Origin of the sequence: Streptomyces ambofaciens ATCC 23877, assembly GCF_001267885.1 — a bacterium.
GTDB lineage: Bacteria > Actinomycetota > Actinomycetes > Streptomycetales > Streptomycetaceae > Streptomyces > Streptomyces ambofaciens.
The window spans coordinates 3,268,903-3,294,287 of sequence record NZ_CP012382.1 but is presented as its reverse complement, the minus strand read 5'-3'; the positions used below and the strand labels follow the sequence as shown (position 1 = coordinate 3,294,287).

Sequence of the window (25,385 nt, the reverse complement as noted above, 5' to 3'; positions counted from 1 at the left end):
CTTTCTTGTTTCTTGAGGGGCAAAAATGGCGCGTGACAAGCTCATGACGGTTGACGAAGTTGCCAACTACTCGAACAAACCCCGGTCGTGGGTGTACGGGAACTGGAAGGCCGAGCAGATCCCGTTCCGCAAGATGGGTCAGTCTCTCCGCTGCCGACCGGCCGACTTGGACAAGTGGCTGGACTGCCAGAACTGAAGAGCTGTAAGAAGTGAGCGCCCCCGAGGTAATTCGAGGGCTTTTTGTTTGTTGAGAGGACTACGTGACCAAGGCGATTCCACCTCTGGACGAACGCGGACAGGCCGAGTTGGAGAAGCGTGCGGATGCACTGCTAAGCGTTGTCCCGTAAATGATCTCTATGTGGCCTCGGGCATGGTGGACTGCTGCACGGCGGGTGGTCTATCCGGCGAGGGCGAGGTTGTGCATCCGTACGATGCCGAGCATGGCGTCGTGGACGCCGTCGCCTTTGAGGCGGCAATCGCGGAGAATCTTCCAAGTCTTCATGCGAGCGAAAGCGTGCTCGACGCGGGCGCGGACTTGCTTGTGGGACTTGTTGTGGGCCTGCTTCCAGCCGGGCAGCTCCTCGCCCTTTCGGCGCCGGTGCGGCATAACGAGCCCGGTGCCCGGATAGCCGCCGTCGGCGATGGTCGTCGTCGTGCCGACGGCGGCCTTCGCCCCGGACTCCTCCCACGCCTTGCAGTCGTTGCGGTTGCCGGGCAAGGGTCGGCCGACCACCACGACGAGGCGGGTGTCGGCGTCGATGACCACCTGGTGGTTGGTGGAGTATCGGTAGTTCTTCGACTGCTCAGCGACGGTGTGGTCACGGGTGGGCACCAGGGTGCCGTCCACGATGAGCACGGTGTCCTTCGCGAACCGCTTGCGCGGCTGGAGGGCGAGCATTGGCCCGAGGTGATCGACGATCTGGGCCGCCGCCGACTTGGAAACCCCGAACAGCGGAGCAAGCTGCCGCATGGTCAGATTCGTGCGCCAGTACGCCGCGACCAGCAGTGCCCGATCCTCCAGTGACAGGCTCCACGGCCGGCCCCTGCGGACCGCATCTGCGCCCTGACGCCGCAAAACCGTCACGACCTTCCCGAACTGCCGCGGACTCAACCCGGTGAAAGGGGCTATCCAAGAGGGCTCCGACGCCGTGATCACACCAGCCACAACAAGATCATCTCACCCGTGACCAGAGAGACAGCTCAGGTGCGAAGGCTCAACCGCAGTCTGAGCAGGTGGCGTAGACGGGCAGAGGCGCCACGGAGGTTGCCGAGCTTCCTCACCTCATCCGCTTCAAGCTCCAGCCGGTCTGCGAGAGCGAGCACGGCGGCGTAGGGCCGTTCGCCCTCTTCGAGCTTCGCGGCAACGGCACCGAGGACAGCTCGAAGAACGACGGGGTTCGCGCCGGGATGTTTCGCCAGCAGACAAAGGAGCCTGTTGTCGTTCCAAACGCTGTCTCGGGCCGTGCTCAGCTCCTGCAGGGCGACGGGCGGGGTGTGGGGATTGGCAGCCAGGGCCTGCCAGACGAAGGGGTACGGACATTGCGCGAGACGCTGCAGCACGACGCTGTCCTTCTCAGCATGGGCCAGTGCGAGGTAGTCGGCGGGCGTGAGCACGAAGATGACCTCTCAGGAGCGTCGAAGCCGTCATCTTGCCACTGCGCCTTGCCCCGCCTGCCTCGACCACCACTTACGGGACAAGTCTTTGGCGGCTTGCTGCCCTTTGTGGACGCCGATGCGCTTCGGTAGCCGCCATGCTGTCGCTTCCGTCGCCGATGCTGACGAACTCCGCCGCCCGGTCTGTCTCCAGTACCTGCGAACCCAGGTACTTTCCTGCCCTGTCGTAGTTCATCACGGCCACGGACTCCGAGTCGAAGCACCAGAAGTCCGGCACGCCGTGCAGGGGATTTGGTTTGTCGGTGATGTCGAGGATGAAGAACTCTTCGCCCCCGGTCATGTTCTTCCGGTAGCCCCACCCGAGTTCGAAGCAAAGATAGTCCGTGAGTGGGCGCGACAGAATGTGCACCCTATAGACCCGCTTCCCTTTTTCGGTGTGCGAGCGCAGTTCCTCCACCCACCCGGCGTTGTAGTCATCCGGCTGCGGCTCTCCGGCCAGGTAGGCGTGATACGCGTCGACGTTCCCGGACTTGCTGTAGTCGTCCAGGGTCTCCAGACGGAAAGCCTCATGCTCGAACGAGTCGAAGAGGTCGCCGAGGGTCTTAGATGAGGTTGTCACGGACGGCCTTCTGGAGCAGTTCCTTCGGGATCTCGACCAGGATTTCATGAGCAGGAATCTGAAGCCCGTGGTCACTTGATGTCACACGTGCTGACCAGCTTGGTGATGGTCTGGGTTCCCCTCCCATGCCGCTGCCAGTGCCTCGCATCCGGGTCGATGCTCCCGAGGGTCGGGCGTGCGGGTCAAGCGATCACGGTTGACGGAACGGGAAACCGCGTAACCTCCCGCATGCCTGCTCGTCCACTGCCCATCCGGTTGTGTCTCTGCTGCGGCTGTGTCTCTGCTGCGGCTGGTCCCACCTGGGCAGACTCTTGATGAGCATGGGGAAATGCTGGGGAGCCTCCCTCTGGGAGGGGTGTTCGCGCAGGTCACGGCTGTGTGGTCTGTAAAGCACGCAGATCTACGAGGGCACCAACCAGGTCCAGCGCATCGTCATGGCGCGCAACCTGCCGTAACCGGTCGCGCGCACCGGGCGCTCAGTCGTCGAACCCCTCCGCCACCCGCCGCTCCCGCAGCTCCATGATCGCGCGGCGGCGGGCCAGGCGGTGGGTGCGGCGGATCTGGGCCTCCTGGTAGCGGCGCTTGTCCTTCTCGGTCTCGGGGAGCACCGGCGGGACCGTGCGGGGCTTGCCGTCCGCGTCGACCGCGGCGAAGACCAGATAGGCCGAGCCGACCTGGGTGGCCGGGGTGGACTCGTTCCAGCGCTCGGCCAGCACCCGCACGCCGACCTCCATGGAACTGCGGCCGGTCCAGTTGACCTGGGCCTTCACATGGACGAGGTCGCCGACGCGGACCGGTTCGAGGAACGCCATCTCGTCCATGGACGCGGTGACGGCGGGGCCGCCGGAGTGGCGCCCGGCCACGGCGCCCGCCGCGTCGTCGACGAGCTTCATGATCACTCCGCCGTGCACCGTCCCCAGCAGGTTGGTGTCGCTGTGGGTCATGATGTGGCTGAGGGTGGTGCGGGACGCCGAGGTCGGCTTGCCCGGGATCTCCGGAGCCGCCGGCCGCGCGGCCGAGGCCTGTTCTGCCTGGTCTGTCATGGCCTCCACCTTATGCCGGGGCGACAGCCGTGCGATTTGTGTCAGCTTCGCAACAGCGCCGACCCTATTTTCCGACGACCCTTGTATGGGCCGTAGGGCGGACCTGCACACTGGTGCGCATGAATGATTGGCCCGAGGGATGGTCCGGTGACAACCGCGGCGACCGGTACGGACGCGGCAGCGCGAGCGCACGGCCCGAGAGCGCGCGCGTGATGCGCCAGGTCCGCCGCGGCGCGGCGCCGCCGCCCGGGCCGGGGGCGTCGGCCCCGCCGTACGGCGGCGGGGTGCCGCAGCAGCCGTCGTACGTCGACGGCCAGGGCCACGGCGGACAGGACGGCTACGACAGCGGCTACAACACCGGCCAGGTCTACGGCAGCCCCGGCGGCCGGGGTCCGGGCGCCGGCGGTCCCGGCCCCGGCCGGCCCGCGCCCGACTGGCGCCGCCGGATCAAGTGGACCGCGATCACGCTGGCCACCGTGGTCGTCGTGACGAGCGTCGGCACCTACTTCTGGGCGGACTCCAAGCTCAACCGCGAGGTCGACCTGTCCAAGGTCATCGAACGCCCTGGGGCCGGCGAGGGCACGAACTACCTGATCGTCGGCTCGGACAGCCGCGAGGGCATGACCAGCGAGCAGAAGAAGGACCTGCACACCGGCTCCGCCGAGGGCAAGCGGACCGACTCGATGATGATCCTGCACACCGGGGACAACGGGTCGACGCTGATCTCCCTGCCCCGTGACTCGGACGTGGAGATCCCCTCCTTCGTCGGCTCCGAGTCCGGCAAGAAGTACGAGGGCACGGGCCGGCACGTGAAGCTGAACGCCGCCTACGCGGAGGACGGCCCCGAGCTGCTGGTCCGCACCGTCGAGCACAACACCGGTCTGCGCCTCGACCACTACGTGGAGATCGGCTTCGCCGGCTTCGCCAACATCGTGGACTCGGTCGGCGGCGTCGAGATGGACATCCCGCAGGACATCAAGGACCCGAAGTCCGGAGCCGACTTCAAGAAGGGCAAGCAGACCCTGAACGGCGAGGACGCCCTCGCCTTCGTCCGCACCCGGTACGCGCTGGCCGGCTCCGACCTGGACCGGACGAAGAACCAGCAGAAGTTCCTGTCGGCCCTGGCGAACCAGGTGGCCACCCCGTCGACCGTCCTCAACCCGTTCAAGCTGTACCCGACCATGGGCGCGGGCCTGGACTCCCTCGTCGTCGACAAGGACATGGGCCTGTTCGACCTGGCGAGCATGTTCTGGGCGATGAAGAGCGTCAGCGGTGGCGACGGGACCTCGATGAACATGCCGGTCTCGGGCAGCGTCGGCGGAAACCTCAAGTGGGACGACGCCAAGGTGAAGCAGCTGGTCGAGCAGCTGAAGAACGACGAGAAGGTCACCGTCTCCGGCAACTGAGCCCGCGGGGCCCGCGGCCGGTCACCGCTCCCCGCACACCACCTCGTCGCCCCGCACCACCGTGCCCGACTCCTGCGGCGGGTCCGCCGGCCTCACCTTCAGCACGTCCTTGAGGCCGGCGCCCGCGATCACCTTCAGCGTCGGGCCCTGGCCCTTGACCGGCCGCAGCTCGCTGCCGGGCAGGGCGGCGGCCAGCGACTTCGCCGAGTTGTCCCAGCGGGGGTCGAAGGCGACGACGGTCCGCTGCACCGCGCGGTCGGTGGCGTTCCTGGGCACCCGGGTGGTGCGGAACCCGGTCGCGGCCAGGGCGTCGTCCACCCGCCTGCCGAGGCCCGGCGTGCGCGTGCCGTTCTCCACCTGGACGCGGATCTGCTTCGGGTCCACCGGCACGCGTACCGGAGCCGGACCCTTCGGCTTCGGCCTGGGCGCGGTCAGCGGCTCGTCCTCGCGCAGGGCGTCGAAGATCCGCCCGGACCTGGCCGGGTCCCACTTCAGGGTGGAGCCGACGCCCTTGACGGCGTAGCCCATCTGTCCGATCGGCACGGTGGTGAACTCCGAGGAGGACGGCGAGAAGTTCCGCATCGCCCGCCCGAGCGCCAGCATCTCGTCGGTGCCGAAGCCCTCGTCGGCCCGGACCGAGCCCAGCACCGCCCGGGTGACGTCGCGGAACCTGATCGGGTTCAGCAGCAGCCCCGAGGAGGTCGCCCGGTCGATCAGGGCGGCCAGGAAGCGCTGCTGGCGCTTCATCCGGCTCAGGTCCGAGGCCCCGTCGAGGTGGCGGGCGCGGACGTACTGCAGCGCCTGCCCGCCCTTCAGCTCGTGGGTGCCCGCGGGCAGGTCGAGTCCGGTGTAGCGGTCCTTGAGCGGCTGGGCGGTGCAGATCCGCACGCCGCCGAGGACGTCCACGGTCTTCATGAAGCTGGTGAAGTCGACCTCCAGATAGTGGTCGATCTTCACGCGGGTCATGTTCTCGACGGTGCGGACGGTCAGCTGCGGGCCGCCCTCGGCGTAGGCCGCGTTCAGCTTGAGCGGATGCCCCTTGTGGTGCTCACCGGTGGTGCGGTCGGTGTGGTCGGGGGTCTCGGCGTACGAGTCGCGCGGCAGGCTCACCACGCTCGCGCGTTCCCGGTCCTCCGAGATGTGCACGATCATGATCGTGTCGGTGCAGTGGCAGGGGGCGCCGCCGAGCTTGTAGCGGCGCCGCTCCTCGGCGCTGATGCTGTCGCGGCCGTCGGTGCCGACCAGGAGGACGTTCATGCCGTCGCCCGCCCTGGGCCGGTTCTTCATGTCCTTGAAGGCGTCGACCCGCGAGATGTCCGCGTCGAGGCCGGTGAGCACCGCGTGCCCGATCCCCGCGGACGCGAGCACCACCACCGACAGCGCGGTCACCGCCCGCATGGCCCAGCGCGGCTTCCTCCGCCGTACGGGGGGCCCGGGCGGGCGCCGGGAGGGCCGCCCTCCGCCGCGTTGGGGCGGGGGACCGCCACGGGGCGACGAGGCCGGGACCCGGGGGGAGCGGGGCGGCGTGGGCAAGGTGACACCTCCGCGAGGACGGGCCGTGCGGCCGGGGCGTGGAATCCGTGAGCACCGTAGGCCCATACGATCTGCTGCCCGGGTCTGTGACCCCGCGGCGCGCACCCGTGTCCCCCGTTCGCGGTAACGTGAGCACCGATGAACGCCAAGTCCGACGTGCGGCCGCCCGCCGTTTCCGTGATCATGCCCGTCCTCAACGAGGAGCGGCACCTGCGCGGTTCCGTCCGCGCCATCCTCGCCCAGGAGTACACCGGCGAGATGGAGGTCGTGATCGCCCTCGGTCCCTCGACGGACCGTACGGACGAGATCGCCGCCGAGCTCGTCGCCGAGGATCCGCGCGTGCACACCGTGCCGAATCCCACCGGCCGTACGCCCGCCGCGCTGAACGCCGCGATCAAGGCCTCCCGCCATCCGGTCGTCGTCCGCGTCGACGGCCACGGCATGCTGTCGCCGAACTACATCGCCACGGCCGTACGGCTCCTGGAGGAGACCGGCGCGCAGAACGTGGGCGGCATCATGCACGCCGAGGGCGAGAACGCCTGGGAGGACGCCGTCGCCGCCGCGATGACGTCGAAGATCGGCGTGGGCAACGCCGCCTTCCACACGGGAGGGCAGGCGGGTCCCGCCGAGACGGTGTACCTCGGTGTCTTCCGGCGCGAGGCGCTGGAGCGGCAGGGCGGCTACAACGAGGAGTTCATCCGCGCCCAGGACTGGGAGCTGAACTTCCGCATCCGCGAGGCCGGCGGCCTGATCTGGTTCTCGCCGGAGCTGAAGGTGTCCTACCGCCCGCGGCCGTCCGTGCGGGCGCTGGCCACGCAGTACAAGAACTACGGCCGCTGGCGGCACGTCGTCGCCCGCTACCACTCCGGCTCGATCAACCTGCGTTACCTCGCCCCGCCGACGGCCGTGTGCGCCATCGCGGCCGGTGTCGTGGTGGGCGCGGCGCTGACGCCGTGGGGCTTCGTGGTGCCCGGCGGCTATCTGGCGGCGATCGCCGCGGGCTCGATCCCGGCGGGCAAGGGGCTGGGGCTGAAGGCGCGGGCGCAGATCCCCGTGGCGCTGGCGACCATGCACATGTCCTGGGGCTGGGGCTTCCTGACCAGCCCGCGGTCGCTGGCGCGCAAGGTGATCGCCTCGCGTCGGCCCGCGGTGCTCAGCGAGGCCTGAGCGACAGGGCCGCCCGACCGCCCGGTCCCGGCCGTCCGGGAGGCCCCATCGGTCGGTCCCGGCCGTCCGGGAGGCCCGGTCGGCCGGAGGCGGCGCACGCCCGTCAGCCGCGGTGCACGCCGCAGTCGATCTGGAGGTGGCAGCCGTTGCCGGCCGTGCCGCCGTAGTCGACGCAGGAGCCCTTGGCGTACACGTGGACCGGGCCCGTCCGTCAGGACCAGGTGAAGGCCGGGTCGACGTGCATGCAGGTGCTCTCGTCCGCCCCGTTGAGGGCCTGGGCCGACTCCGGGGTGCGGTCGTCGGACACGGGCGCCTCGTACTCCGTCCCCTCGCGCCAGTCGGCGCCCACGATCAGCGTGACGCCCGAGACGTCCGTCGACCGCTGCACCGAACCCACCGGTACACCGAGGGACTCGGCGACCCGCCGCGCGTCGCCCTCCAGGTCGGCGCTCGGGTAGCGGACGACCGTACGGTCCTCGCTCGGCAGTACCGAGGGGTCGGCCACGGCCTGGGTGAAGCCCTGCTCCACCAGCAGCCCCGCGACGGTGTTCGCGCGTCCGGGGGCCGTGCCGAGGCGGTCGGTGCGGGTGCCGTTGCGGACCTGGACCGCGAGGGCGTCGTCGGGAGCCGCGGGGTCCGCCGGAGGGGTCGTCGCCGGGGCGGGCTCCTTCTTCCTCGCGTCCTTGCCGTCCAGGGCGATGTCCTCGCGCACCAGCCGGAACAACTGCTCCGCGTCCTCGGTCGGCTCCACGCGCGCGCCCACGTAGCGGTTGGGCATCGTGGTCATGGTGATGCGCTCCGGCTTCACCTTGCGCAGTTCGTCGCTGAGGTCGTACAGCTTCTTGACGGTGTCCAGGCCCGGGTCGACGGTGAGCGCCCGGGTGGCCTCCTCGGCCAGCCTGCGCAGCTTGTTCGGGCTGCTCAGGGTCGCGTTCTCGCGCAGCACCCGGACCATCGAGTTCAGGTACATGTGCTGGGCCTTCGCCCGCGCGAGGTCGCTGCCGTCCTCGAAGCCGTAGCGGGTGCGCAGCCACTGCAGGGCCTGCTCGCCCTGGACCGGGTGGGTGCCCTTCTCCAGCTTCAGGCCGGAGCCGTGGCCCTGGCCGTCGCGGGAGTGGATGTTGGCGTCCACGCACACCGGGACGCCGCCGACGGCGTCCGCCATCGACACCACGCCGGCGAAGTCGACCATCACGAAGTGGTCGATGTGGATGCCGGTGAGTTCCTGCCAGGTGGCCACCGTGCAGCCGGGACCGCCGTGGCCGAGGCTCTGGTTGGTCATCACCCGGCCCTCGCTCGCCGGGTACACCGTGCCGTCGTCCGGGGAGGTGCACTTGGGGATCTTCACCAGGGTGTCGCGCGGCATGCTGACGACCGACAGGTTGCTGCGGTCCGCGGACAGGTGCACCAGCATCTGCACGTCCGCCAGCGGCGTGGAACCGAACGTCTCGCGGGCGCCGCCCAGTTGCTGGTTCTCCGCGCTGTCCCGCGCGTCCGAGCCGATCACGAGGATGTTCAGCGGGGTCTGCCCGGCCGCGTTCGGCGTGGGCGCGGCGACCTTGGCGTCGCCCAGGTTGAGGGGGTCCTTGCGGATGTTGTCGTTGAGGTGCTCGTAGTAGAGGTACCCGGCGCCGGCCGTACCGGTCAGGAGCACGGCGAAGACCACCGCCGTCCAGCGGAGCGCACGGCGCCGGCCGCGCGGCCGGCGTCTGCCGGGCTCGGCACCGCTCTCGCCGTCGTCGCCTCCCGCCCCCTCGACCGCCTCCGCACGCTCCGGGGCGTCCGAAGCGCCCTGCCGCGTGTCCTCCCCCTGCACACTGCTCCGCGTCATTTCGCGTCCCTCCCCACCCCCGCGCCACCCCGCGGGCCCGTCACCGTCCTGTCAGACGTACGACGGGCCCGTCAGGTCAACTGGCGCACTGCACTTGGTCGGCCGTGGACTTGTCCAGCTCCGGCGTCTTCACGGAGGTGGCGTCGAGCTTCACCCCGGCGCCCTTGAAGTCCTTGCCGAGGGTCAGGGTCATGGTGGGCAGTCCCTGGGCGTTGGTGACGCTCTCGCCGGGCTTCATGGCGGCGCCGGACAGGCCGAGGATCTCGGCGAGGGCGCGGGCCTGGTCGGCCTGGTCGGGGGCGTACTCGAGGGTGGTCTTCGCCAGTTCGGTGTCGGCGTTGCCCGCGTTCTCGGACTTGGTGACGCCGGCCTCGGTCTGGAGGTAGTTCAGCTCCTGCTGGGCGCTGCCGGCCGCGGCGCCGCCGTTGAGGACGCGGACGCGGATCTCGGAGGGGTCGGACTTCTCGCCCTCGAGGCGGGCGGCGACGGCGGCCTTCTCCTTCTTCTCCTTCTTCTTGACCTCGGTGAAGGAGATGTCGTTCCTGATCATGTCGAAGACCTGCGGGGCCTTCGCCTCGTCCACCACCACCGTCGCCTTGACCTTCTCGGCGGGGTTGTCCTTCACCGGCACCGTGGCGAAGGTGATGTTCTTCGTCGGCACCTTCTTCAACTCCAGGGCCATGTCCTTGAGCGTGCCCACCTTGCCGATGGCGCTGTCCACGGTCAGCGCCTTGGTCGCGGCCTCGGCCAGCTTCACCAGCTTCGTGGGGCTGGTGAGGGTGTCGCTGGAGGACATCTTCCGCATGAGCGAACCCAGGAACTGCTGCTGCACCTTGATGCGGTCCAGGTCGCCCTCGTTGCCGAAGGCATGGCGGGTACGGACGAAGGCGAGGGCCTGCTCGCCCTCCACCTTGGACTCGCCCGCGGGCAGCTTGAGGTGGGACTTCGGGTCGTCGACGGCCTTCTCCACACAGACGTCGACGCCGTCGACGGCGGTGGTCAGCGTCTTGACCGCGTTGAAGTCGGCCATCATGAAGTGGTTCGGCTGGATGCCGAACGCCTCCTTCACGGTGCGCATGGTGCAGCCCGCGTCCCGGCCGCCCTCGCCCAGACTCCGGTTGAAGCGGACGCCCGTCTCGCCGGGGACGATCTCCGTGGAGCCGTCCTCCTGCTTGGTCTCGCAGTCGGGGATGTCGACGATCAGGTCGCGGGGGATGCTGAGCGCGGTCGCGTTGGAGCGGTCCTTGGCGACGTGCAGCAGGATCGTGGTATCCGCGTGCCCGACGCTGCCGGTGTCGCCGTAGCCCTCGTTGCCCGCACCGGTGCGCTTGTCGGTGCCGATGACGAGGATGTTGAAGGCCTCGTCCTTGCTGAAGCTGCTGCTGCCGGCGTCGCCGACGTCCGTCGTCGAGACGTTGCCCTCGAGGTGCTTGAGGTAGACGTAGCCTCCGACGCCGGCCACGAGGACGACGAACGCGGTGCTGCCGCCGACCCACAGCAGGGCCCTCTTGCCCTTCGACTTCTTCGCCGGCCGGCGACCCCGGCGCCCCGGCACCGGCTCCTCGGGTGCCGGGCGGCGACGCCGCTGGGGCGGGACCTCCCGGCCCGGCGCGGACGTACGGCGTGCCGGACCGGCCGTGCCGCCGTCGGCGGGCGACGCCGCGTCGGTGTCACGGGGGGCGGCCCTGCGAGGGCCGGGGACGGCCGACTGCGGTGCGGAAGGGGACAGTCGCAGTTCGTATTCGCCCGTGCGCGGATTCAGTACCCACTGGTCTGCGGGATCGACGTTCTCCGCCCGCCCACGTCCTTGCGCGTCCACGGTCTCCCAGTCCTTCGTCGGGGCCACGCGGCACCTTCTGCCGGAAGGCGCACGATAAAGGGTCAACATGTGCACGACGCCAGGGCGGACCTCGCGGCGGGGGCACTGGAGCGCTCAGACTATCCGCCCGGTTCGGCGTCGAACGACACCGGTGACGAAGTCGACGCCCCTACAACCGGGCATTCCCTCCTATTTTCATGAGCTCCTACCATCGGTAGGGCTTGTAGACGTCCATGCACTTGCTGGTGTCCGAACCGTTGAGGGCGTCGCTGGTGTCCGGCAGGTCCCCCGCCTCGGGCGTCCTCTGTTTCGGGTAGGACGTGCCGGAACGCCAGTCCGCTCCCACGACGAGCGTGATCCCCGACACGTCCGCGGACTTCCGCACCGAGGCCGCCGGAATGCCCAGCGCCTCGGCGACGCGCAGCGCGTCGCCCTCCGACTCCGCGCTCGGATAGCGGACCACGGTCCTCTCCTCGGACAGCGAGGCCGAGGAGTCCTTGGCCGCCTTGTCGAACCCCTGCTCCACCAGCGCCTCGGCGATCGTGCCCGCGCGTCCGCCCACCGGACCGAGGGTGGCCGAGCGCGTGGCGTTCTGGACGAGGACGCCGATCTCGGAGTCGGGGGCGGCGGAATCCCGCGAGGGCTTCTCGCCGGGGTCCTCCTCCCCGGCGCCGGAGCCCTTGCCGCCGCTCCCGCCGTCCGCACCGCTCCCGCCGTCGTCCTTGCCTGCCGAGCCGCCCTTGTCGTCGAAGGACACGTCGTCGCGGAGCATCGCCCACATCTGGTCGGCGTCGGGAGCCGGGAGCAGGTGGTTCCGGTCCTGCGGGTCCTCGACGGTCGGCATCGTCGTCATGGTGATGCGGTCCGTCGGCACCGTCTTGAGCTGCATGCCCAGGTCGTAGAGCTTCTTGACGGTGCCGACCTCCTCGGACACCGTCAGGGACTTCGTGGCCGCCTCGGCCAGGCCCATCAGCCGGCCGGTGTCGGTGAAGATGTTCTGCTGCTTGAGCGTGCGGATCATCGAGTTCATGTACATGTGCTGCGCCCGTGCCCGCAGCAGGTCGCTGCCCCAGGCGTGCCGGGTGCGCAGCCACTGGAGGGCCTGCTCGCCCTGCACCTTGTGCGAGCCGGCCGTCATCTTCAGGCCCGAGCCGCCGGGCACACGGGGCAGCGGGCGGTCCCACACGTTCTGGTTCACGCAGACCTCGACCCCGCCGACGGCGTCCGCCATCGACACGACGCCCGCGAAGTCGATCGTCATCCAGTGGTCGATGTAGACACCGGTGAGGTTCTGCCAGGTGGCGAGGGTGCAGCCGGCGCCGCCGCGTCCGAGGGACTCGTTGATGATCGTGTTGGTCGCCGGGTAGGCCTCGTCGGTCTCGGGGTCCGTGCACGCGGGGATGTCGACCCGGGTGTCGCGGGGGATGCTCACGACCGCGGCGCTCTTGCGGTCCGCCGCCAGGTGGATGAGCATCTGCACGTCGCCCAGCGGCGGGTTGTCGCGGTGGTTCTTGCCGCCGCCCAGCGCGACGTTCGCGTCCGAGGCCCGGCTGTCCGAGCCGATCATCAGGATGTTCAGGGGCCGCTGTCCGGCCGCGTTCGGCTCGGGCCGCTGCGCCTTGGAGTCGCCGCTGCTGCGCTCGCCCTTCTCGATGTTGCCGTTCAGATGCTCGTAGTAGAGGTAACCGGCGCCGGCCGTCGCGAGTATCAGCACCGCCAGGGTCGTCGCGGACCAGCGGAGCGCGCGGTGACGGCGTCCGCCCGCCCGTCGCCGCCCGGACCGTTTCCCGTGCCCGCTGCCGCTGCTGCCGCCGCTTCCCTTGCCGCTTCCGTCTCCCGCGCCGCCCGTCCCGCCCCTACTCGGGCCGGCCCCGGCGCGCCGGGATCGCCGGGTGGCGTCGGGACGTGTCCCCTCTCCGTGCACACTGCTCTGCGTCATGTCCCTCTTCCCACCCTCGGACCCGCGAACGTGCCTCTGCGCGCCGCCTGTTCGCACAGTTGGACGTACGGGCCCCCTCGTTGGCTGTACGGCGGCCCCGACGGATTGCCCGTCTCCCGGAGGGTCACCCCCGTCCCGGCCGTCCCGCGGGCACACCGATGGACTGTCGCACTGTCAGACGCACGCGGGACCCTTCAGGTCACTTCGCGCACGCGACCTTGTCCGCCGTGGACTTCCGGGCCTCCTCGGGCGCCTTCGCGGAGGTGGCGTCGAGCTTGACTCCCGGTTCCTTGAAGTCCCTGCCCAGGGTGAGGGTCATGGTGGGCAGTCCCTGGGCGTTGGTGACGCTCTCGCCGGGCTTCATGGCGGCGCCGGACAGGCCGAGGATCTCGGCGAGGGCGCGGGCCTGGTCGGCCTGGTCGGGGGCGTACTCGAGGGTGGTCTTCGCCAGTTCGGTGTCGGCGTTGCCCGCGTTCTCGGACTTGGTGACGCCGGCCTCGGTCTGGAGGTGGATCAGCTCCTGCTGGGCGCTGCCGGCCGCGGCGCCGCCGTTGAGGACGCGGACGCGGATCTCGGAGGGGTCGGACTTCTCGCCCTCGAGGCGGGCGGCGACGGCGGCCTTCTCCTTCTTCTCCTTCTCCGACTCCTTCTTCTTGACCTCGGTGAAGGAGACGTCGTCCCGGATCATGCCGAAGACCTGCTGGGCGGGCTCCTCCTGGAGGACGACGGTCACCGGGACCTTCTCGGCCGGGTTGTCCTTCACCGGCACCGTGGCGAAGGTCAGGTTCTTGGTGTTGAGCTTGCCCAGCTCCAGCCCGAGGTCCTTCAGCTTGCCGATGCTGTCCAGCTGGGAGTCGACGGTCAGCGCCTCGGTCGCCGCCTCCGCCAGCTTCACCATCTTGGAGGGGCTGGTGAGCGTGTCGTTGGACTTGAGCTTGCGCATCAGGGCGCTGAGGAACTGCTGCTGGATCTCGATGCGGCTCAGGTCGCCGCCGAAGCCGACGGAGTGCCGGGTGCGGACGAAGGCGAGGGCCTGTTCGCCCTCGATGGTGTGTTTGCCGGCCGGCAGCTTCAGGTGCGAGTCCGGGTCGTCGATGTCCTTGGCCAGGCAGACCTCGACCCCGCCGACCGCCGAGGTCAGGGTCTTGACCGCGTTGAAGTCCGCCACCATGAAGTTGTCGGGCGTGACCCCCGTCAGCTCGGTGACGGTGCGCATGGTGCAGCTGGGCGTGCGGCCGTCCTGGCCGAGGCTGGTGTTGAAGCGGACACCGGTGGAGCCGGGGATGATCTTCTGCGTCCCGTCCTCCTGGGTGGTCGGGCAGTCGGGGATGTCGACGATCAGGTCGCGGGGGATGCTGAGCGCGGTGGCGTTGGAGCGGTCCTTGGCGACGTGCAGCAGGATCGTGGTGTCCGCGTGCCCGGCGCTGCCCGTGTCGCCGTAGCCCTCGTTGCCCGCGCCGGTGCGCTTGTCGGTGCCGATCAGCAGGATGTTGATGGCCTTGTCCTTCTGGAAGCCACCGGTGCTCGCGCCGTCGTCGGCGACGGACTGGATGTTGTCGTTCAGGTGCTCCAGGTAGAGGTATCCGGCCGTGCAGGCGGCCAGGACGACGAACGCCATGGTGCCGCCGCTCCACAGCAGGACCTTCCTGCCCTTGGACTTCTTCGCCGGCCGCCGGCGTCCCCGCCCGGGCGGCGGCTCCTCGGGTGCCCTGCGGCGCCTGCGGGGACCGGGGACGTCACGGTCCGGCGCGGTCGAGGGGGCGGGCGCGGAGGCCTGTGCGCCACGGCGGCGCGACCCGCCGGGGGCGGGCGTCCGGCGTGATCCGCCGGGCGCGGCGGCACGGGGTCCCGGGACCGCCGCCGACTGCGGTGCGGAAGGGGGCGGTCGCAGTTCGTATTCGCCGGTGACCGGATTGAGTACCCACTGGTCTGCGGGGTCGATGTGCTCCGCCCGCCCACGGCCTTGCGCGTCCACGGTTGTCCGAATCCTCCGTCGGGGCCACGCGGCGCCCTCCCCTCCGGGCACCCGGTCTCGCTCGACCGGTGCGCGGCCCGGGGCAGAACCTCGGGGCCGGGCGCACCGGACGGCTCACATTAACCGCCCCGTTCGCGACGAGGCGATGGCAGTGACACATTCCACGAGCCTTACAACCGGGCAATCCGGCGTATTTATTGGACAATTGTCCGCTCTCGCGGTCCCCGCTCGCGCCCGTCCTGCGCGCGTCCTGCCCACTCTTGGCCCGCCCTGCGCACATCCTGCCCACTCTTGGCCCGTCCTGCGCGCGTCCTGCCCACCCTTGGCCCGCGCTTCACCCGCAGATGTCCTCCGCCGCGGTGTTGCCGCTGAACGTCGGAGCCGGGGACTCGCCGGCGCCCGGCTCCCGGGCGCCCCCGGCCGGCTTCTCCCGCTCCTCCGCCGCCCCGACCGCCACGGGTTCGTCCGTCCGCAGCCGGGTGAACAGCCGCTCCGCGTCGGGCTCCACGAGCTGGTCACGATTGACGTCGCCCGCGTACGCCTCCCGCGGAACGGTCAGGAACTGCACACGTTCGGTGGGAATGCCGCGCAGGCCGCGCACGAGGTCGTACAGACCGCGCAGGCTCGCCAGGCCAGGGTCCGTCGTGAGGGACGAGGTGGCCGCGTCCAGCACGGGATAGAGCTTCACCGGGTTCAGCAGTACGTCGTTGCTCTGCACCTTGTGGACGAGCGCCCCCAGGAAACGCTGCTGCCGGTCCATCCGGTCGGTGTCGCTGCCGTCGCCGAGCGACTTGCGGGCGCGGACGTAACCGAGGGCCTGCTCCCCGTCGAGCGTCACCCGCCCCGCGGGCAGTTTCAGCTGGGCGTCCTCGTCGTCGATCGGTCTGCGCAGGCACACCTCGACGCCGTCGAGCGCGTCGACCAGCTTCTTGAAGCCCTGGAAGTCGACGACCACGTGGTGGTCGAGCCGGATGCCGGTCAGCTTCTCCACCGTCCTGATCGAGCATGCCGAACCGCCCACCTCGTAGGCGTAGTTGAACTGCGCGAACACGGGCGCGGTGCGGGAACCGTCCGGGCGGCGGCAGCCGGGCACGTCCACCATCAGGTCGCGGGGGAGGGAGACGGCGGTGGCACTGTCCCGGTCGGCCGCCAGGTGCAGCAGGATCGTGGTGTCCGACCGTTCGGTGCCGGAGTCGCGCCCGTAGCGCGCGTTGCCGTCGCCGGACCGTGAGTCGGACCCGATCAGCAGTATGTTCTGCGCGCCGCGGACCAGCGCGGTGGGCCGCTCCTTGTCGTACCGGGCGAGTTCGGCCGCCGCCGCCTCGTCCGCCGTGATGTTGCCGTCCAGTTTGGCGTACACCGCCCATCCGGCCCCGGCCGCGCCGACGGCCAGCACGCCGACCGCGATCCCCCAACGCCCCAGCCGTCGCCTCCGACGACGCCTCAGCCCGTCCCCGGTCGCCGACGCCCCCGCCCCGGGCGCGAGCCCACCGAGGGGTGTGCCTGCGTCGTCATCGCTCACGTCTCCCTCCGTCCCGCACACGTGCGCTCCTACGACCATGGCCCGGGCGGAGGCCGGAGGGGGAACGGGGGTGAGCCGAACGGGGGAGCCGCCGGGCCGACAGCCCCACCGGGCACTCCGAGGAGCCTGACGGGCCTGACAGGCCTGCGAGTGGTGCGGGGCGGGGGCGGCCGCCGGGCCGGGGTGACCGATCGCGGTTGGCGAGCCGGTCATCGAGCCGGTGCCGTCGAGCCGGTGCCGTCGAGCCGGTCATCGAGCCGGTGCCGTCGAGCCGGTGCCGTCGAGCCGCAGTCGTCGAACCGCAGTCGTCGAACCGTGGCCGTCGAGCCGCGACCACCGAACCCGGTCATCGAGCCCGAGGCCACCGAGCCACGGTCACCGGGCCGTGGTCGAGACCCTCTCCGCCTCGATCCGCTGGTCCAGGACGCCCGCCCCCGCCTGATCGAGGTGCCGGCACAGCACCACCGACCCGCCACTGGCCAACGGCCCGTACAGGCCCGCGCTCAACCCCTCCCACGTGTCGTACGGCAACCCCGACAGGATGCGCGCCCCGGGACCCGTGAGCCCCAGCCCCGACGCCTCCGCCCGAGCCCGCTCCACGACCTCCGCTCCGCTGAACTCCCGTCCCGCCACGATCAGCGCGGGCGCCTCCGGATCGACCGGCACGTACGGCGCGAAGCGGTCGCCCTGCCCCGGCACCTCCACGGCGTAGTCGGCGAAGCCCTCGGGTGCGCGCGGCACGAACCGGCCCCCGAGCGGTCGCAGGGCCAGCGCCACCCGCGCGCCCGAGCACGCCCGCGCCGCCTCCAGGGCCTCGGGCTCCGGCCCGCTCACCACCACGCCGGCCGCCGCCGGGTCACCCGCCACGTCGGCGACGACACCCACCGACGCGCACGCCAGCAGCCACACCGCGGTCTGCCAGTGCGCGGGCAGCAGCAGCGCGACCCGGTCGCCGGGTTCGACGGACAGTTCGTCCTGGAGCAGGTTGGCGGTCTTGGCCACCCAATTGGCGAAGGTGGCCACGGACAGTTCGACGCGTTCGCCGGTGGCGTCGTCGTAGAAGGTCACCAGGGGGCGTCCGGGGTCCGCGGCGAGCGCGGAACCCAGCAGGTCGGCAGGGGTGCGGTCGGTCGAGTTCACCCGCGCAAGCGTACGCGGGCAGCCGGGCGCGCACCGGGCGTACGGCGTACCGCACGGCCACCGGATCGGACACGAACGGCCTACGGGCCGTCAGGTCACGGATAGACAGATTTGTACGGAGATGTCCACGATCAGGGGCATGCGTGGATTCCTTGCTTCCTCGATCGGTGTCACGTGCGCGGCGGCCCTGGCCCTCCCGCTCGCCCCGCCCGCGGCGGCCACCTCCGCGGCCCGGCCCACGAACGGCGCCGCGGTGCCGGCCGAAGCGTACGTCCCCGGCAGCACCCAGTCGCTGCCCCTCACCCCAACCGCCCGCGACCGCGCTCCCGGCGCGGCCGAACAGGGCGTTCCCCGCCGGGACGTTCGGCACTTCTCGCTGGTCGGTGTCGTCTGGGACAACCCGGCCACGGAACTGCACGGACAGGTCCAGGTCCGTACCCGCGCCACCGCGACCGGCACCTGGTCGGGCTGGCAGGAACTGGAGACGCACAACGCCGACCACGCCGCCGACCCGGACAGCACCGAGAGCACCTCGGGCCGCGTCCGCGGCGCCACCGCCCCGCTGTGGGTGGGCGAGTCCGACGGCGTGGAGGTGCGGGTACGGGCGGAGAGCACCCCGGAGACCCCAGGCTCCCAGACCACGACGGCCGACAAGTCCGCCGACGCCGCGACCCACGACTCCGCCGACGCCCTGACAACCCACGACTCAGCCGACCGCAACGCGCCCAACGAGTCCGCCGACGCCCCGACAACCCACGACTCCGCCGACCGCAACGCGCCCCACGAGTCCGCCGACCGCACAACACACCACGACTCCGCCGACGCCCCCACAACCGAAGACTCCGCCGACGCCCCGACGGCCGACGCCCTCACCGGGCCCGGCACGACCACCGGCTCCACCGGGCCCGGCACGGCCACCGGCTCCACCGGGACGGACCGGGCCGCCGGCGCGGCCCCGCTCGCCGCCTCCCCGCTCCCCACCGGCATGCGTCTCGAACTCATCGACCCCGGTGAGGGCGCCCCGCCCGCGGCGGCCCCGGGACCGGAGGGCGGCCCCCGCACCACCGTCACGACCGCGGAGTCCGCCGAGGCACTCGCCGCCTCCGCGGTCAACGCCGGGCTCGCCCCGCTCGGCGCCGCCGAGATCCCGGCCCTGAACCGCGCCCAGACCGAGGCCGCGCTCCTCTCCGCGGGCGGTGCCGGCGCGCTGACGGCGGAGCAGCGGGCCAAGCCGTACGTCGGCCCCCGCCCGAGCATCACCACGCGCCGCGGCTGGGGTGCCAACGAGAAGCTGCGGGAGAAGAAGTTCGTGTACACGAAGAAGGTCAAGGCGGCCTTCGTGCACCACTCGGCCACCGGCAACAACTACACCTGCTCGCAGGCGCCGTCAGTCATCCGCAGTATCTACCGCTACCACGTCAACAGCATGGGCTGGCGCGACGTCGGCTACAACTTCCTCGTCGACAAGTGCGGAAAGATCTACGAGGGCCGGGCCGGGGGCGTGTCCAAGGCGGTCCTGGGCGCCCACACCATGGGGTTCAACTCCAACAGCATGGGAATCGCCGTCCTCGGCACCTACAGCTCCAAGAAGCCGTCGTCGGCCGCCGTGAAGGCGATCGCCCGGCTCACCGCGTGGAAGCTCGGTCTCTACGGCATGAATCCGCGCGGGAAGACATACCTGAAGTCCGGTGGTGGGAATCTCTACCGAAAAGGTAAGAACGTACGACTGAACGTCATCTCCGGTCACCGTGACGGCTTCGCCACGAGCTGCCCGGGCAAGAAGCTCTACGCCAAGCTCGGCACGAGCCGCTCGACGGCGGCGAAGTACCAGGGCCGCTGAGGGCGGAACACCGCACGACCACCGAAGGCGCCAGGGAACGGTCTGCATACACTGGCCGGCCGAAAGAGACAGTTCGGCCGGTCCCGGCAGGAAGCAGAGACGACAGGTGACAGAAGCGATCCTCCTGGTCGGCGGTAAGGGCACGCGGCTGCGGCCGCTCACGGTGCACACCCCGAAGCCCATGGTCAGGGCGGCGGGGGTGCCGTTCCTCACGCATCAGCTGGCGCGGGCCAAGGCGGCGGGCGTCGAGCACATCGTCCTCGCGACGAGCTACCTCGCCGAGGTCTTCGAACCGTACTTCGGCGACGGCTCGGCCCTGGGCCTGCACATCGAGTACGTCACGGAGGAGGAACCGCTCGGCACGGGCGGCGCCATCCGCAACGTGGCCTCCCGGCTGCTCTCGGGCCCGGACGACCCCGTCCTGATCTTCAACGGCGACATCCTGACGGGCCTGGACATCGGCGCGCTGGTCCGCACCCACCGGACGACGGGCGCGGACGTCTCCCTGCACCTGACGAAGGTGACCGACCCGAGGGCGTACGGCCTGGTCCCCACGGACGACACGGGCCGGGTGCTCGCCTTCCTGGAGAAGCCCCAGACCCCCGAGGAGATCGTCACCGACCAGATCAACGCGGGGGCGTACGTCTTCCGCCGCTCGGTCATCGACACGATCCCGGCGGGCCGCCCGGTGTCCGTCGAGCGCGAGACCTTCCCGGAACTCCTGGCCACCGGAGCGCACCTCCAGGGCCTGGTCGACTCCACGTACTGGCTGGACCTGGGCACCCCGGCGGCCTTCGTGCGCGGCTCGGCGGACCTGGTCCTCGGCCGCGCCCCCTCCCCGGCGATACCGGGCCGGTGCGGCGACCGTCTCGTCCTGCCCACGGCACGCGTCGCGCCCGACGCCAAGCTGGCCGGAGGCACGGTGGTCGGCGAGGGCGCCTTCGTGGCGGAGGGCGCGCGGGTCTTCGGCAGCACGATCCTGCCGGGCGCGGTCATCGAGCCGGGCGCCGTCATCACCGACTCGCTGATCGGCAACCGGGCGCGTGTCGGCACCCGTTCCGTCCTCACCGACACGGTCATCGGCGACGGCGCGGTCATCGGCGCCGACAACGAACTCCGCTCCGGCGCCCGCATCTGGTGCGACGCCCACATCCCGCCGGCCTCCCTGCGCTTCTCCCCGGACGCGTAACCACCACCGCCACCGCCCAGCCGCGCCGCGAGCACCCCACCCAGCCGCGGGCAGCCGCGCCGCGAGCACTCCGCCCGCCCAGCCGCGGGCTGTCGTGCCCCGAGCACTCCGCCCACCCAGCTGCGGGCAGTCGTGCCGCGAGCACTCCGCCCAGCTGCGGGCAGCCGCGCCGCGAGCCCCCCGCCCAGCCGCGGGCTGTCGTGCCCCGAGCACTCCGCCCACCCAGCTGCGGGCAGTCGTGCCGCTGGGGCGGCACGGGTGGGCGCAGCGGCACCCGGCCGACGCCGGCTCGCTGCACCCGCCCGGCCCAGCCCCTGGGCACCCGGCTCACGCCGGCTCGCTGCGCCCACCCGGCCCAGCCCCTGGGCACCCGCCCCACGCCGGCTCGCTGCGCCCACCCGCCCCAGCCCCCGGGCACCCGGCGATCCGGTCCGCTCAGAGCCGCTCGATCCCCCGCGGAGCCATCCGCGGCGCCCGCCTCGGCGGCACCCGCCCGCTCAGCAGCACCAGCCGAGCCGCCCGATGCCGCTGCCCGGCGTACGGCTCCAGCAACCGCAGCATGACGGAGTCGTCCGCGTCCCGGTCCCCGGCCAACGCGAACCCCACGATCCCCGGCAGATGCAGGTCCCCGACCGTCACGGCGTCCGCCGCCCCGTGACTGCGCTGCACCGTCTCCGCCGACGTCCACGGCCCGATCCCCGGCACCAGCTCCAGCCGGGCCTGCGCCGCCGCCGGCTCCATCCCGGCCGCCTCCTCCAGCCGCGCGGCGACCCGCACCGCCCGCAGGACCGTCGACGCCCGCTTGTCGTCCACCCCGGCAAGATGCCACTCCCACGACGGGATCAGCGCCCACGTCCGCGCCGCCGGCATGACACACATCCGCCCGGGCGCGGGCCCCGGCGCCGGCTCCCCGAACCTGCGCACGAGCAGCCGCCACGCCTGGTACGCCTCCAGCGTCGTGACCTTCTGCTCCAGGATCGACGGGATCAGCGACTCCAGCACCAGCCCGGTCCGGGTCAACCGCAGCCCCGGCCGCCGATGCGCCGTGAGCGCCAGCAGCCGGTGCCGGGGCACGAACGCGGACGGATCGTCGTCGGCGCCCAGCATCCGCGGCAACTGCTCCAGCAGCCACTCCGCCCCCGGCCCCCAGGCCTCGCCCCGCACCTCGCCGCCGCGCGCGGCGACCCGCAGCGTGCCCGGCCCGGCGGGCGTGCGGCTGGCCCGCCACACCGATCCGTCCGGCGTGGTGCGGAACGTCGGATCGCCCGGCCCGCGCCGCAGCGGACCGAGCGCCAACCCGAGCTCCAGCGGCCCGTCCGGCACCCACACCCGCGCCTTCCCCGGCACGCGGGCCTGCCGGGGCACACCGTTGCCGTGCGCGGGTACGACGGCCTCGCCACCGCGCACGGTCGCGCGCGTGGGCCGGGGGGCGAAGCGTCCTGCCACGAGTGAGGTCCTCGAACCGGTGAGGGAAAGCTGACGGAGCTGACGGAGCAGCCCCTACGAGGGTAGAGGCTCGCCCCGAAGGCTCACCGCACCTCGACGAACGCCTCCGCCTCCCGCTCCGGCCGCGCCTTCGGCTCCTCGGCCGGATGACCGACCGCCACCGCGCCCATCGGGTCCCAGTCGTCCGGCAGCTCCAGGACCTCGCGCACGACGTCCCGGCAGAACATCGTCGAGGAGACCCACGCGGAGCCCAGCCGCTCCGCGGCCAGCGCGACGAGCAGGTTCTGCACGCCGGCGCCGGTGGCCACCACGAACATCTCCCGCTCGGCCCCGTCGCGCCGGGCGTCCCCGTAGGTGTGCGAGCCGTCCGTCACCAGGCAGGGGACGACGAGGTACGGCGCGTTCCGCAGCACGTCCCCGCGCCGGATCCGCTTGGCGATCGACTCCTCGCTCTTGCCGTCCCGCCGCAGGTCCGCGATCCAGGCGTCCCGCATGGCGTCCAGCAGACGGGTGCGGGAGTCCGGCGACTCCAGCAGCACGAAGCGCCACGGCGTCGTGTGGTGCGGTGCCGGCGCCGTCACGGCTGCCGCCACCGCCCGGCGTACGGAACCGGGATCGACCGGCTCGTCCGTGAAGGCCCGTACCGTACGGCGCTGGGTGACCGCCTGCCGTACCGCCTCGGAGGTGCCCAGCCGGAACATGTCGTCGCGCGCGCCGCGCACCATCGCCCGCGCTCCCTCGCCGTCGTCCCCGGTGACCACCAGCGGCAGCCCGCGCACGACGGCGACGGGCAGCCCCGCGGCCTTGCCCTTGACCAGGTCGCCCGCGGCGGCGAGCTCGTCGGCGGTGGCGACGACGGTGGCGCCGAGCGCGTTGCCGTGCGCGTCGGTGCCTCCGCGGAGGTCGTCGAGGACCCGCACCCCGGCGGCGCCGATCGCGACGTCCGTGAGCCCGGCCCGCCAGGGCCGCCCGAACGTGTCGGTGACGACGACGCCGACGTCCACGCCCAGCGCCTCGCGCAGACCGGCGCGGAGGGCGCGCGCGGAGGCGTCCGGGTCCTCGGGGAGCAGCAGCACCGTCCCGGCGGGGGTGTTGGACGCGTCGACCCCGGCCGCCGCCATGACCAGGCCCTGCCGGTTCTCGACGATGCGCAGGGCGCCGCGCCGGGCCACCACCCGTACGGTCTCCGCGTCGATCGCGGCCTCCCGGTCGGCGGCCCGGACGATCCTGCCCTCGGCCTTGGACACGATCTTCGAGGTGACGAGCAGCACGTCCCCGTCGGTCAGTCCGGGCTCGGCCGCGGCGATCAGCTTGGCCAGGTCGTCGCCCGGCTGCACCTCCGGCAGACCGGGGACGGCCCACACCCGGTAGCCCTCCCGGTCGGCGGGAGCTCCACCGGGAGCGCCGGCCCGCAGGACGTCACTCACGCCTCCCGCACCTCCTCCGCCAGCGTCAGCGCCTCCCGGGCCATCCGCTCCGTCGCGTCGAGGTCGGTCATCATCAGGGGGACGGCGCGGCAGAGGATGCCGGCCGCCTTCACGCGCGTGACGGACTCCGCGTCGACCGTGTCGACCAGCCAGCCGTCGAGCAGCCCCGAGCCGTAGTGCTCGGCGACCGCGGCCGCCGTGGACTCCACGCCGACCGCCGCGAGCACCTTGTCGGCCATCCCCCGCACGGGCGCGTCCCCGACGATCGGGGACAGGCCGATCACCGGCACCCCGGCGTCGGCGATGGCCTCCCGGATGCCGGGCACGGCGAGGATCGTGCCGATCGAGACGACCGGGTTGGACGGCGGGAAGAGGATGACGTCCGCCTCGGCGATGGCCTCCAGGACGCCGGGTGCGGGCTTCGCCCGGTCGGCGCCGACCGGGACGACCGCCTCGGCGGGGACCGAGGCCCGCAGCCGCACCCAGTACTCTTGGAAGTGGACCGCCTTGCGCTCCCCGTCCAGCTCGACGGCGACATGGGTCTCCACCCGGTCGTCGCTCATCGGGATGAGACGCACGCCGGGCTTCCAGCGGTCGCACAGCGCCTGCGTCACCGCGCTGAGCGGGTAACCGGCGGTGAGCATCTGCGTCCGCACGATGTGCGTCGCGAAGTCGCGGTCGCCGAGGCCGAACCACTCGGGGCCGACGCCGTACGCCGCGAGCTCCTCCTTCAGGTGGAAGGTCTCGTCGGCCCGCCCCCAGCCCTGCTCCTCGTCGATACCGCCGCCGAGCGTGTACATCACCGTGTCGAGGTCCGGGCAGACCTTCAGCCCGAAGAGGTGGATGTCGTCCCCGGTGTTGCCGATGACCGTGATGTCCGCGTCCGGCGCGGCCTGCCTCAGACCACGCAGGAACCGGGCACCGCCGATGCCGCCTGCCAGAACCACAATGCGCATGGCCCCAGTCTTGCAGGCGGGTACGACACCGCGTCAGCCAGTCGTCACGGCACCGGCACCGGCGCCCGCGCACCGCGCCGAGTGCATCGGCATCTCCGTGAGCCCCGGGTAGTAGACGTGCAGGCTGACCGCCGGCTCCAGCGCGTCGTTGCCCACCTCGTGCACGTAGCCCGGCGCGAACACCCGCTGCGCACCCGTCTCCAGCGCCCGCGTGCCGCGCGCGGTGCGCTCGGTCAGCGTGCCGTCCAGGACCGTCAGCACACCGGAGGACCGGCCGTGGTCGTGGCGCCCGCTGCCCTGGCCCGGCACCCAGGACAGCAGCCACACCTCGTAACCGGGGCCGGTGCGCAGCCGGTGGTACCAGCGGGTCGTCGCGTCGTACCGGACGAGGTGCTCCCACTCGGAGCGGTCGGCGGCGATGGCGCGGGCCAGGCCGGCGAACTCGGCGACCGTCGCGGGGTGCTCGCGCGGTGCCTGGAGGAGGTGCGGGACTTCGAGGATGTCGCCGGCGATCTGGAGGTCGCTGTCGCTGTTCATGGTGCGGTGGTTCCTCGGCAGGAGAGTGCGGGGGAGGCGGAGACGGCGAAGAACGGCCCTGGTGGGGCGAGGGGGACAGACAGTCGGATCGCGTGGATCCGAGGACGGCCGGAGCGCGGTGGGCTCAACAACCGGAACAGCAACAACAGCTACAGCGAACGTGGGCAGCACCGTGGGACCCGGCGGTGCGGGTCGAGGTGAGCGCCAAGTTCGCGAGCATGCCCACAAGGACAGCGGTTCACACCGGCACTGTCAACTCGATGACCGTTATGTGGGATGTGCTTCACCTCATCCGGTTCATCTGAAAGGTGAAAGGTTTGCTCAGGCGGCTTCCGGGACACATGGCGCACAAGCCGGGCGCACAACCCCCGTTGCGATCCCG

At 71.6% G+C, this 25,385-nt stretch carries 20 protein-coding genes; 5 read left to right on the top strand and 15 right to left on the bottom strand.

Annotation, left to right across the window (positions count from 1 at the left end):
• Positions 1 to 25 precede the first annotated feature (25 nt).
• Positions 26 to 196 carry a helix-turn-helix domain-containing protein gene (locus tag SAM23877_RS37400; RefSeq protein WP_079030208.1) on the top strand — a complete coding sequence of 57 codons (171 nt, stop codon included), beginning with the start codon at positions 26 to 28 and terminating at the stop codon, positions 194 to 196.
• Between the two features lie 201 nt (positions 197 to 397).
• On the opposite strand, the gene SAM23877_RS14595 is transcribed toward SAM23877_RS37400, so the two are convergent.
• The 4 genes from SAM23877_RS14595 to SAM23877_RS14580 form a co-directional block, all read right to left on the bottom strand.
• Positions 398 to 1,165, bottom strand: coding sequence for a transposase (locus tag SAM23877_RS14595; protein WP_079030207.1), 768 nt, complete (start codon positions 1,163 to 1,165; stop codon positions 398 to 400).
• A gap of 35 nt (positions 1,166 to 1,200) precedes the next feature.
• The gene (locus SAM23877_RS14590) at positions 1,201 to 1,614 is read right to left on the bottom strand and encodes a hypothetical protein (protein WP_053132123.1); all 414 of its coding nucleotides are present in this window, start codon (positions 1,612 to 1,614) and stop codon (positions 1,201 to 1,203) included.
• 73 nt (positions 1,615 to 1,687) lie between these two features.
• On the bottom strand, positions 1,688 to 2,233 hold the full coding sequence (locus tag SAM23877_RS14585) for a DUF6879 family protein (protein WP_053132111.1): 546 nt from the start codon (positions 2,231 to 2,233) through the stop codon (positions 1,688 to 1,690).
• 476 nt (positions 2,234 to 2,709) lie between these two features.
• On the bottom strand, positions 2,710 to 3,276 hold the full coding sequence (locus SAM23877_RS14580) for an acyl-CoA thioesterase (protein WP_053132108.1): 567 nt from the start codon (positions 3,274 to 3,276) through the stop codon (positions 2,710 to 2,712).
• A gap of 119 nt (positions 3,277 to 3,395) precedes the next feature.
• On the opposite strand from SAM23877_RS14580, the gene SAM23877_RS14575 reads away from it, so the two are divergent.
• A complete protein-coding gene (locus SAM23877_RS14575; RefSeq protein ID WP_174532217.1) occupies positions 3,396 to 4,682 on the top strand; it encodes an LCP family protein in 1,287 nt (428 codons plus the stop codon).
• A 21-nt stretch (positions 4,683 to 4,703) separates the two neighbouring features.
• On the opposite strand, the gene SAM23877_RS14570 is transcribed toward SAM23877_RS14575, so the two are convergent.
• Positions 4,704 to 6,215, bottom strand: a complete 1,512-nt coding sequence (locus SAM23877_RS14570; protein WP_470439331.1) for an LCP family protein — start codon at positions 6,213 to 6,215, stop codon at positions 4,704 to 4,706.
• A gap of 138 nt (positions 6,216 to 6,353) precedes the next feature.
• On the opposite strand from SAM23877_RS14570, the gene SAM23877_RS14565 reads away from it, so the two are divergent.
• Positions 6,354 to 7,382 carry a glycosyltransferase family 2 protein gene (locus SAM23877_RS14565; RefSeq protein ID WP_053132100.1) on the top strand — a complete coding sequence of 343 codons (1,029 nt, stop codon included), beginning with the start codon at positions 6,354 to 6,356 and terminating at the stop codon, positions 7,380 to 7,382.
• A 211-nt stretch (positions 7,383 to 7,593) separates the two neighbouring features.
• Here SAM23877_RS14565 and SAM23877_RS14560 read toward each other — a convergent pair whose 3' ends face one another.
• The 6 genes from SAM23877_RS14560 to SAM23877_RS14535 all read right to left on the bottom strand — a co-directional run bounded on the left by SAM23877_RS14560 (position 7,594) and on the right by SAM23877_RS14535 (position 17,608).
• Positions 7,594 to 9,213: an LCP family protein gene (locus SAM23877_RS14560; RefSeq protein ID WP_053132097.1), complete on the bottom strand. Its 1,620-nt coding sequence runs from the start codon at positions 9,211 to 9,213 to the stop codon at positions 7,594 to 7,596.
• A 76-nt stretch (positions 9,214 to 9,289) separates the two neighbouring features.
• Positions 9,290 to 11,032, bottom strand: a complete 1,743-nt coding sequence (locus SAM23877_RS14555; protein ID WP_174532292.1) for an LCP family protein — start codon at positions 11,030 to 11,032, stop codon at positions 9,290 to 9,292.
• A gap of 205 nt (positions 11,033 to 11,237) precedes the next feature.
• Positions 11,238 to 12,971, bottom strand: coding sequence for an LCP family protein (locus tag SAM23877_RS14550; RefSeq protein WP_174532216.1), 1,734 nt, complete (start codon positions 12,969 to 12,971; stop codon positions 11,238 to 11,240).
• Positions 12,972 to 13,170: 199 nt separating this feature from the next.
• Entirely contained in the window at positions 13,171 to 14,946 is a 1,776-nt protein-coding gene (locus SAM23877_RS14545) for an LCP family protein (protein WP_053132094.1), read from the bottom strand.
• A gap of 334 nt (positions 14,947 to 15,280) precedes the next feature.
• Positions 15,281 to 16,507, bottom strand: coding sequence for an LCP family protein (locus SAM23877_RS14540; protein ID WP_053132090.1), 1,227 nt, complete (start codon positions 16,505 to 16,507; stop codon positions 15,281 to 15,283).
• 336 nt (positions 16,508 to 16,843) lie between these two features.
• Positions 16,844 to 17,608: a TIGR03089 family protein gene (locus SAM23877_RS14535; protein ID WP_053132087.1), complete on the bottom strand. Its 765-nt coding sequence runs from the start codon at positions 17,606 to 17,608 to the stop codon at positions 16,844 to 16,846.
• A gap of 139 nt (positions 17,609 to 17,747) precedes the next feature.
• On the opposite strand from SAM23877_RS14535, the gene SAM23877_RS14530 reads away from it, so the two are divergent.
• Together SAM23877_RS14530 and manB are read left to right on the top strand one after the other, a co-directional pair.
• Positions 17,748 to 19,448: a peptidoglycan recognition protein family protein gene (locus tag SAM23877_RS14530; protein ID WP_053142471.1), complete on the top strand. Its 1,701-nt coding sequence runs from the start codon at positions 17,748 to 17,750 to the stop codon at positions 19,446 to 19,448.
• A gap of 106 nt (positions 19,449 to 19,554) precedes the next feature.
• Positions 19,555 to 20,637, top strand: a complete 1,083-nt coding sequence (gene manB, locus SAM23877_RS14525; protein ID WP_053132084.1) for a mannose-1-phosphate guanylyltransferase — start codon at positions 19,555 to 19,557, stop codon at positions 20,635 to 20,637.
• A gap of 435 nt (positions 20,638 to 21,072) precedes the next feature.
• Here manB and SAM23877_RS14520 read toward each other — a convergent pair whose 3' ends face one another.
• From SAM23877_RS14520 to SAM23877_RS14505, 4 genes are all read right to left on the bottom strand, one after another.
• Positions 21,073 to 22,083, bottom strand: a complete 1,011-nt coding sequence (locus SAM23877_RS14520) for a DNA-3-methyladenine glycosylase family protein (RefSeq protein ID WP_053132081.1) — start codon at positions 22,081 to 22,083, stop codon at positions 21,073 to 21,075.
• 83 nt (positions 22,084 to 22,166) lie between these two features.
• Positions 22,167 to 23,510, bottom strand: a complete 1,344-nt coding sequence (locus SAM23877_RS14515; protein WP_053132078.1) for a coenzyme F420-0:L-glutamate ligase — start codon at positions 23,508 to 23,510, stop codon at positions 22,167 to 22,169.
• Positions 23,507 to 24,466 (bottom strand): 2-phospho-L-lactate transferase, encoded by a 960-nt coding sequence (gene cofD, locus SAM23877_RS14510; RefSeq protein WP_053132073.1) that lies wholly within the window; start codon positions 24,464 to 24,466, stop codon positions 23,507 to 23,509. The genes SAM23877_RS14515 and cofD overlap by 4 nt, the downstream gene beginning before the upstream one ends.
• A 33-nt stretch (positions 24,467 to 24,499) precedes the next feature.
• Complete coding sequence (locus SAM23877_RS14505) at positions 24,500 to 25,003, bottom strand: cysteine dioxygenase (protein ID WP_053132070.1); 504 nt, start codon at positions 25,001 to 25,003, stop codon at positions 24,500 to 24,502.
• Positions 25,004 to 25,385 lie beyond the last annotated feature (382 nt).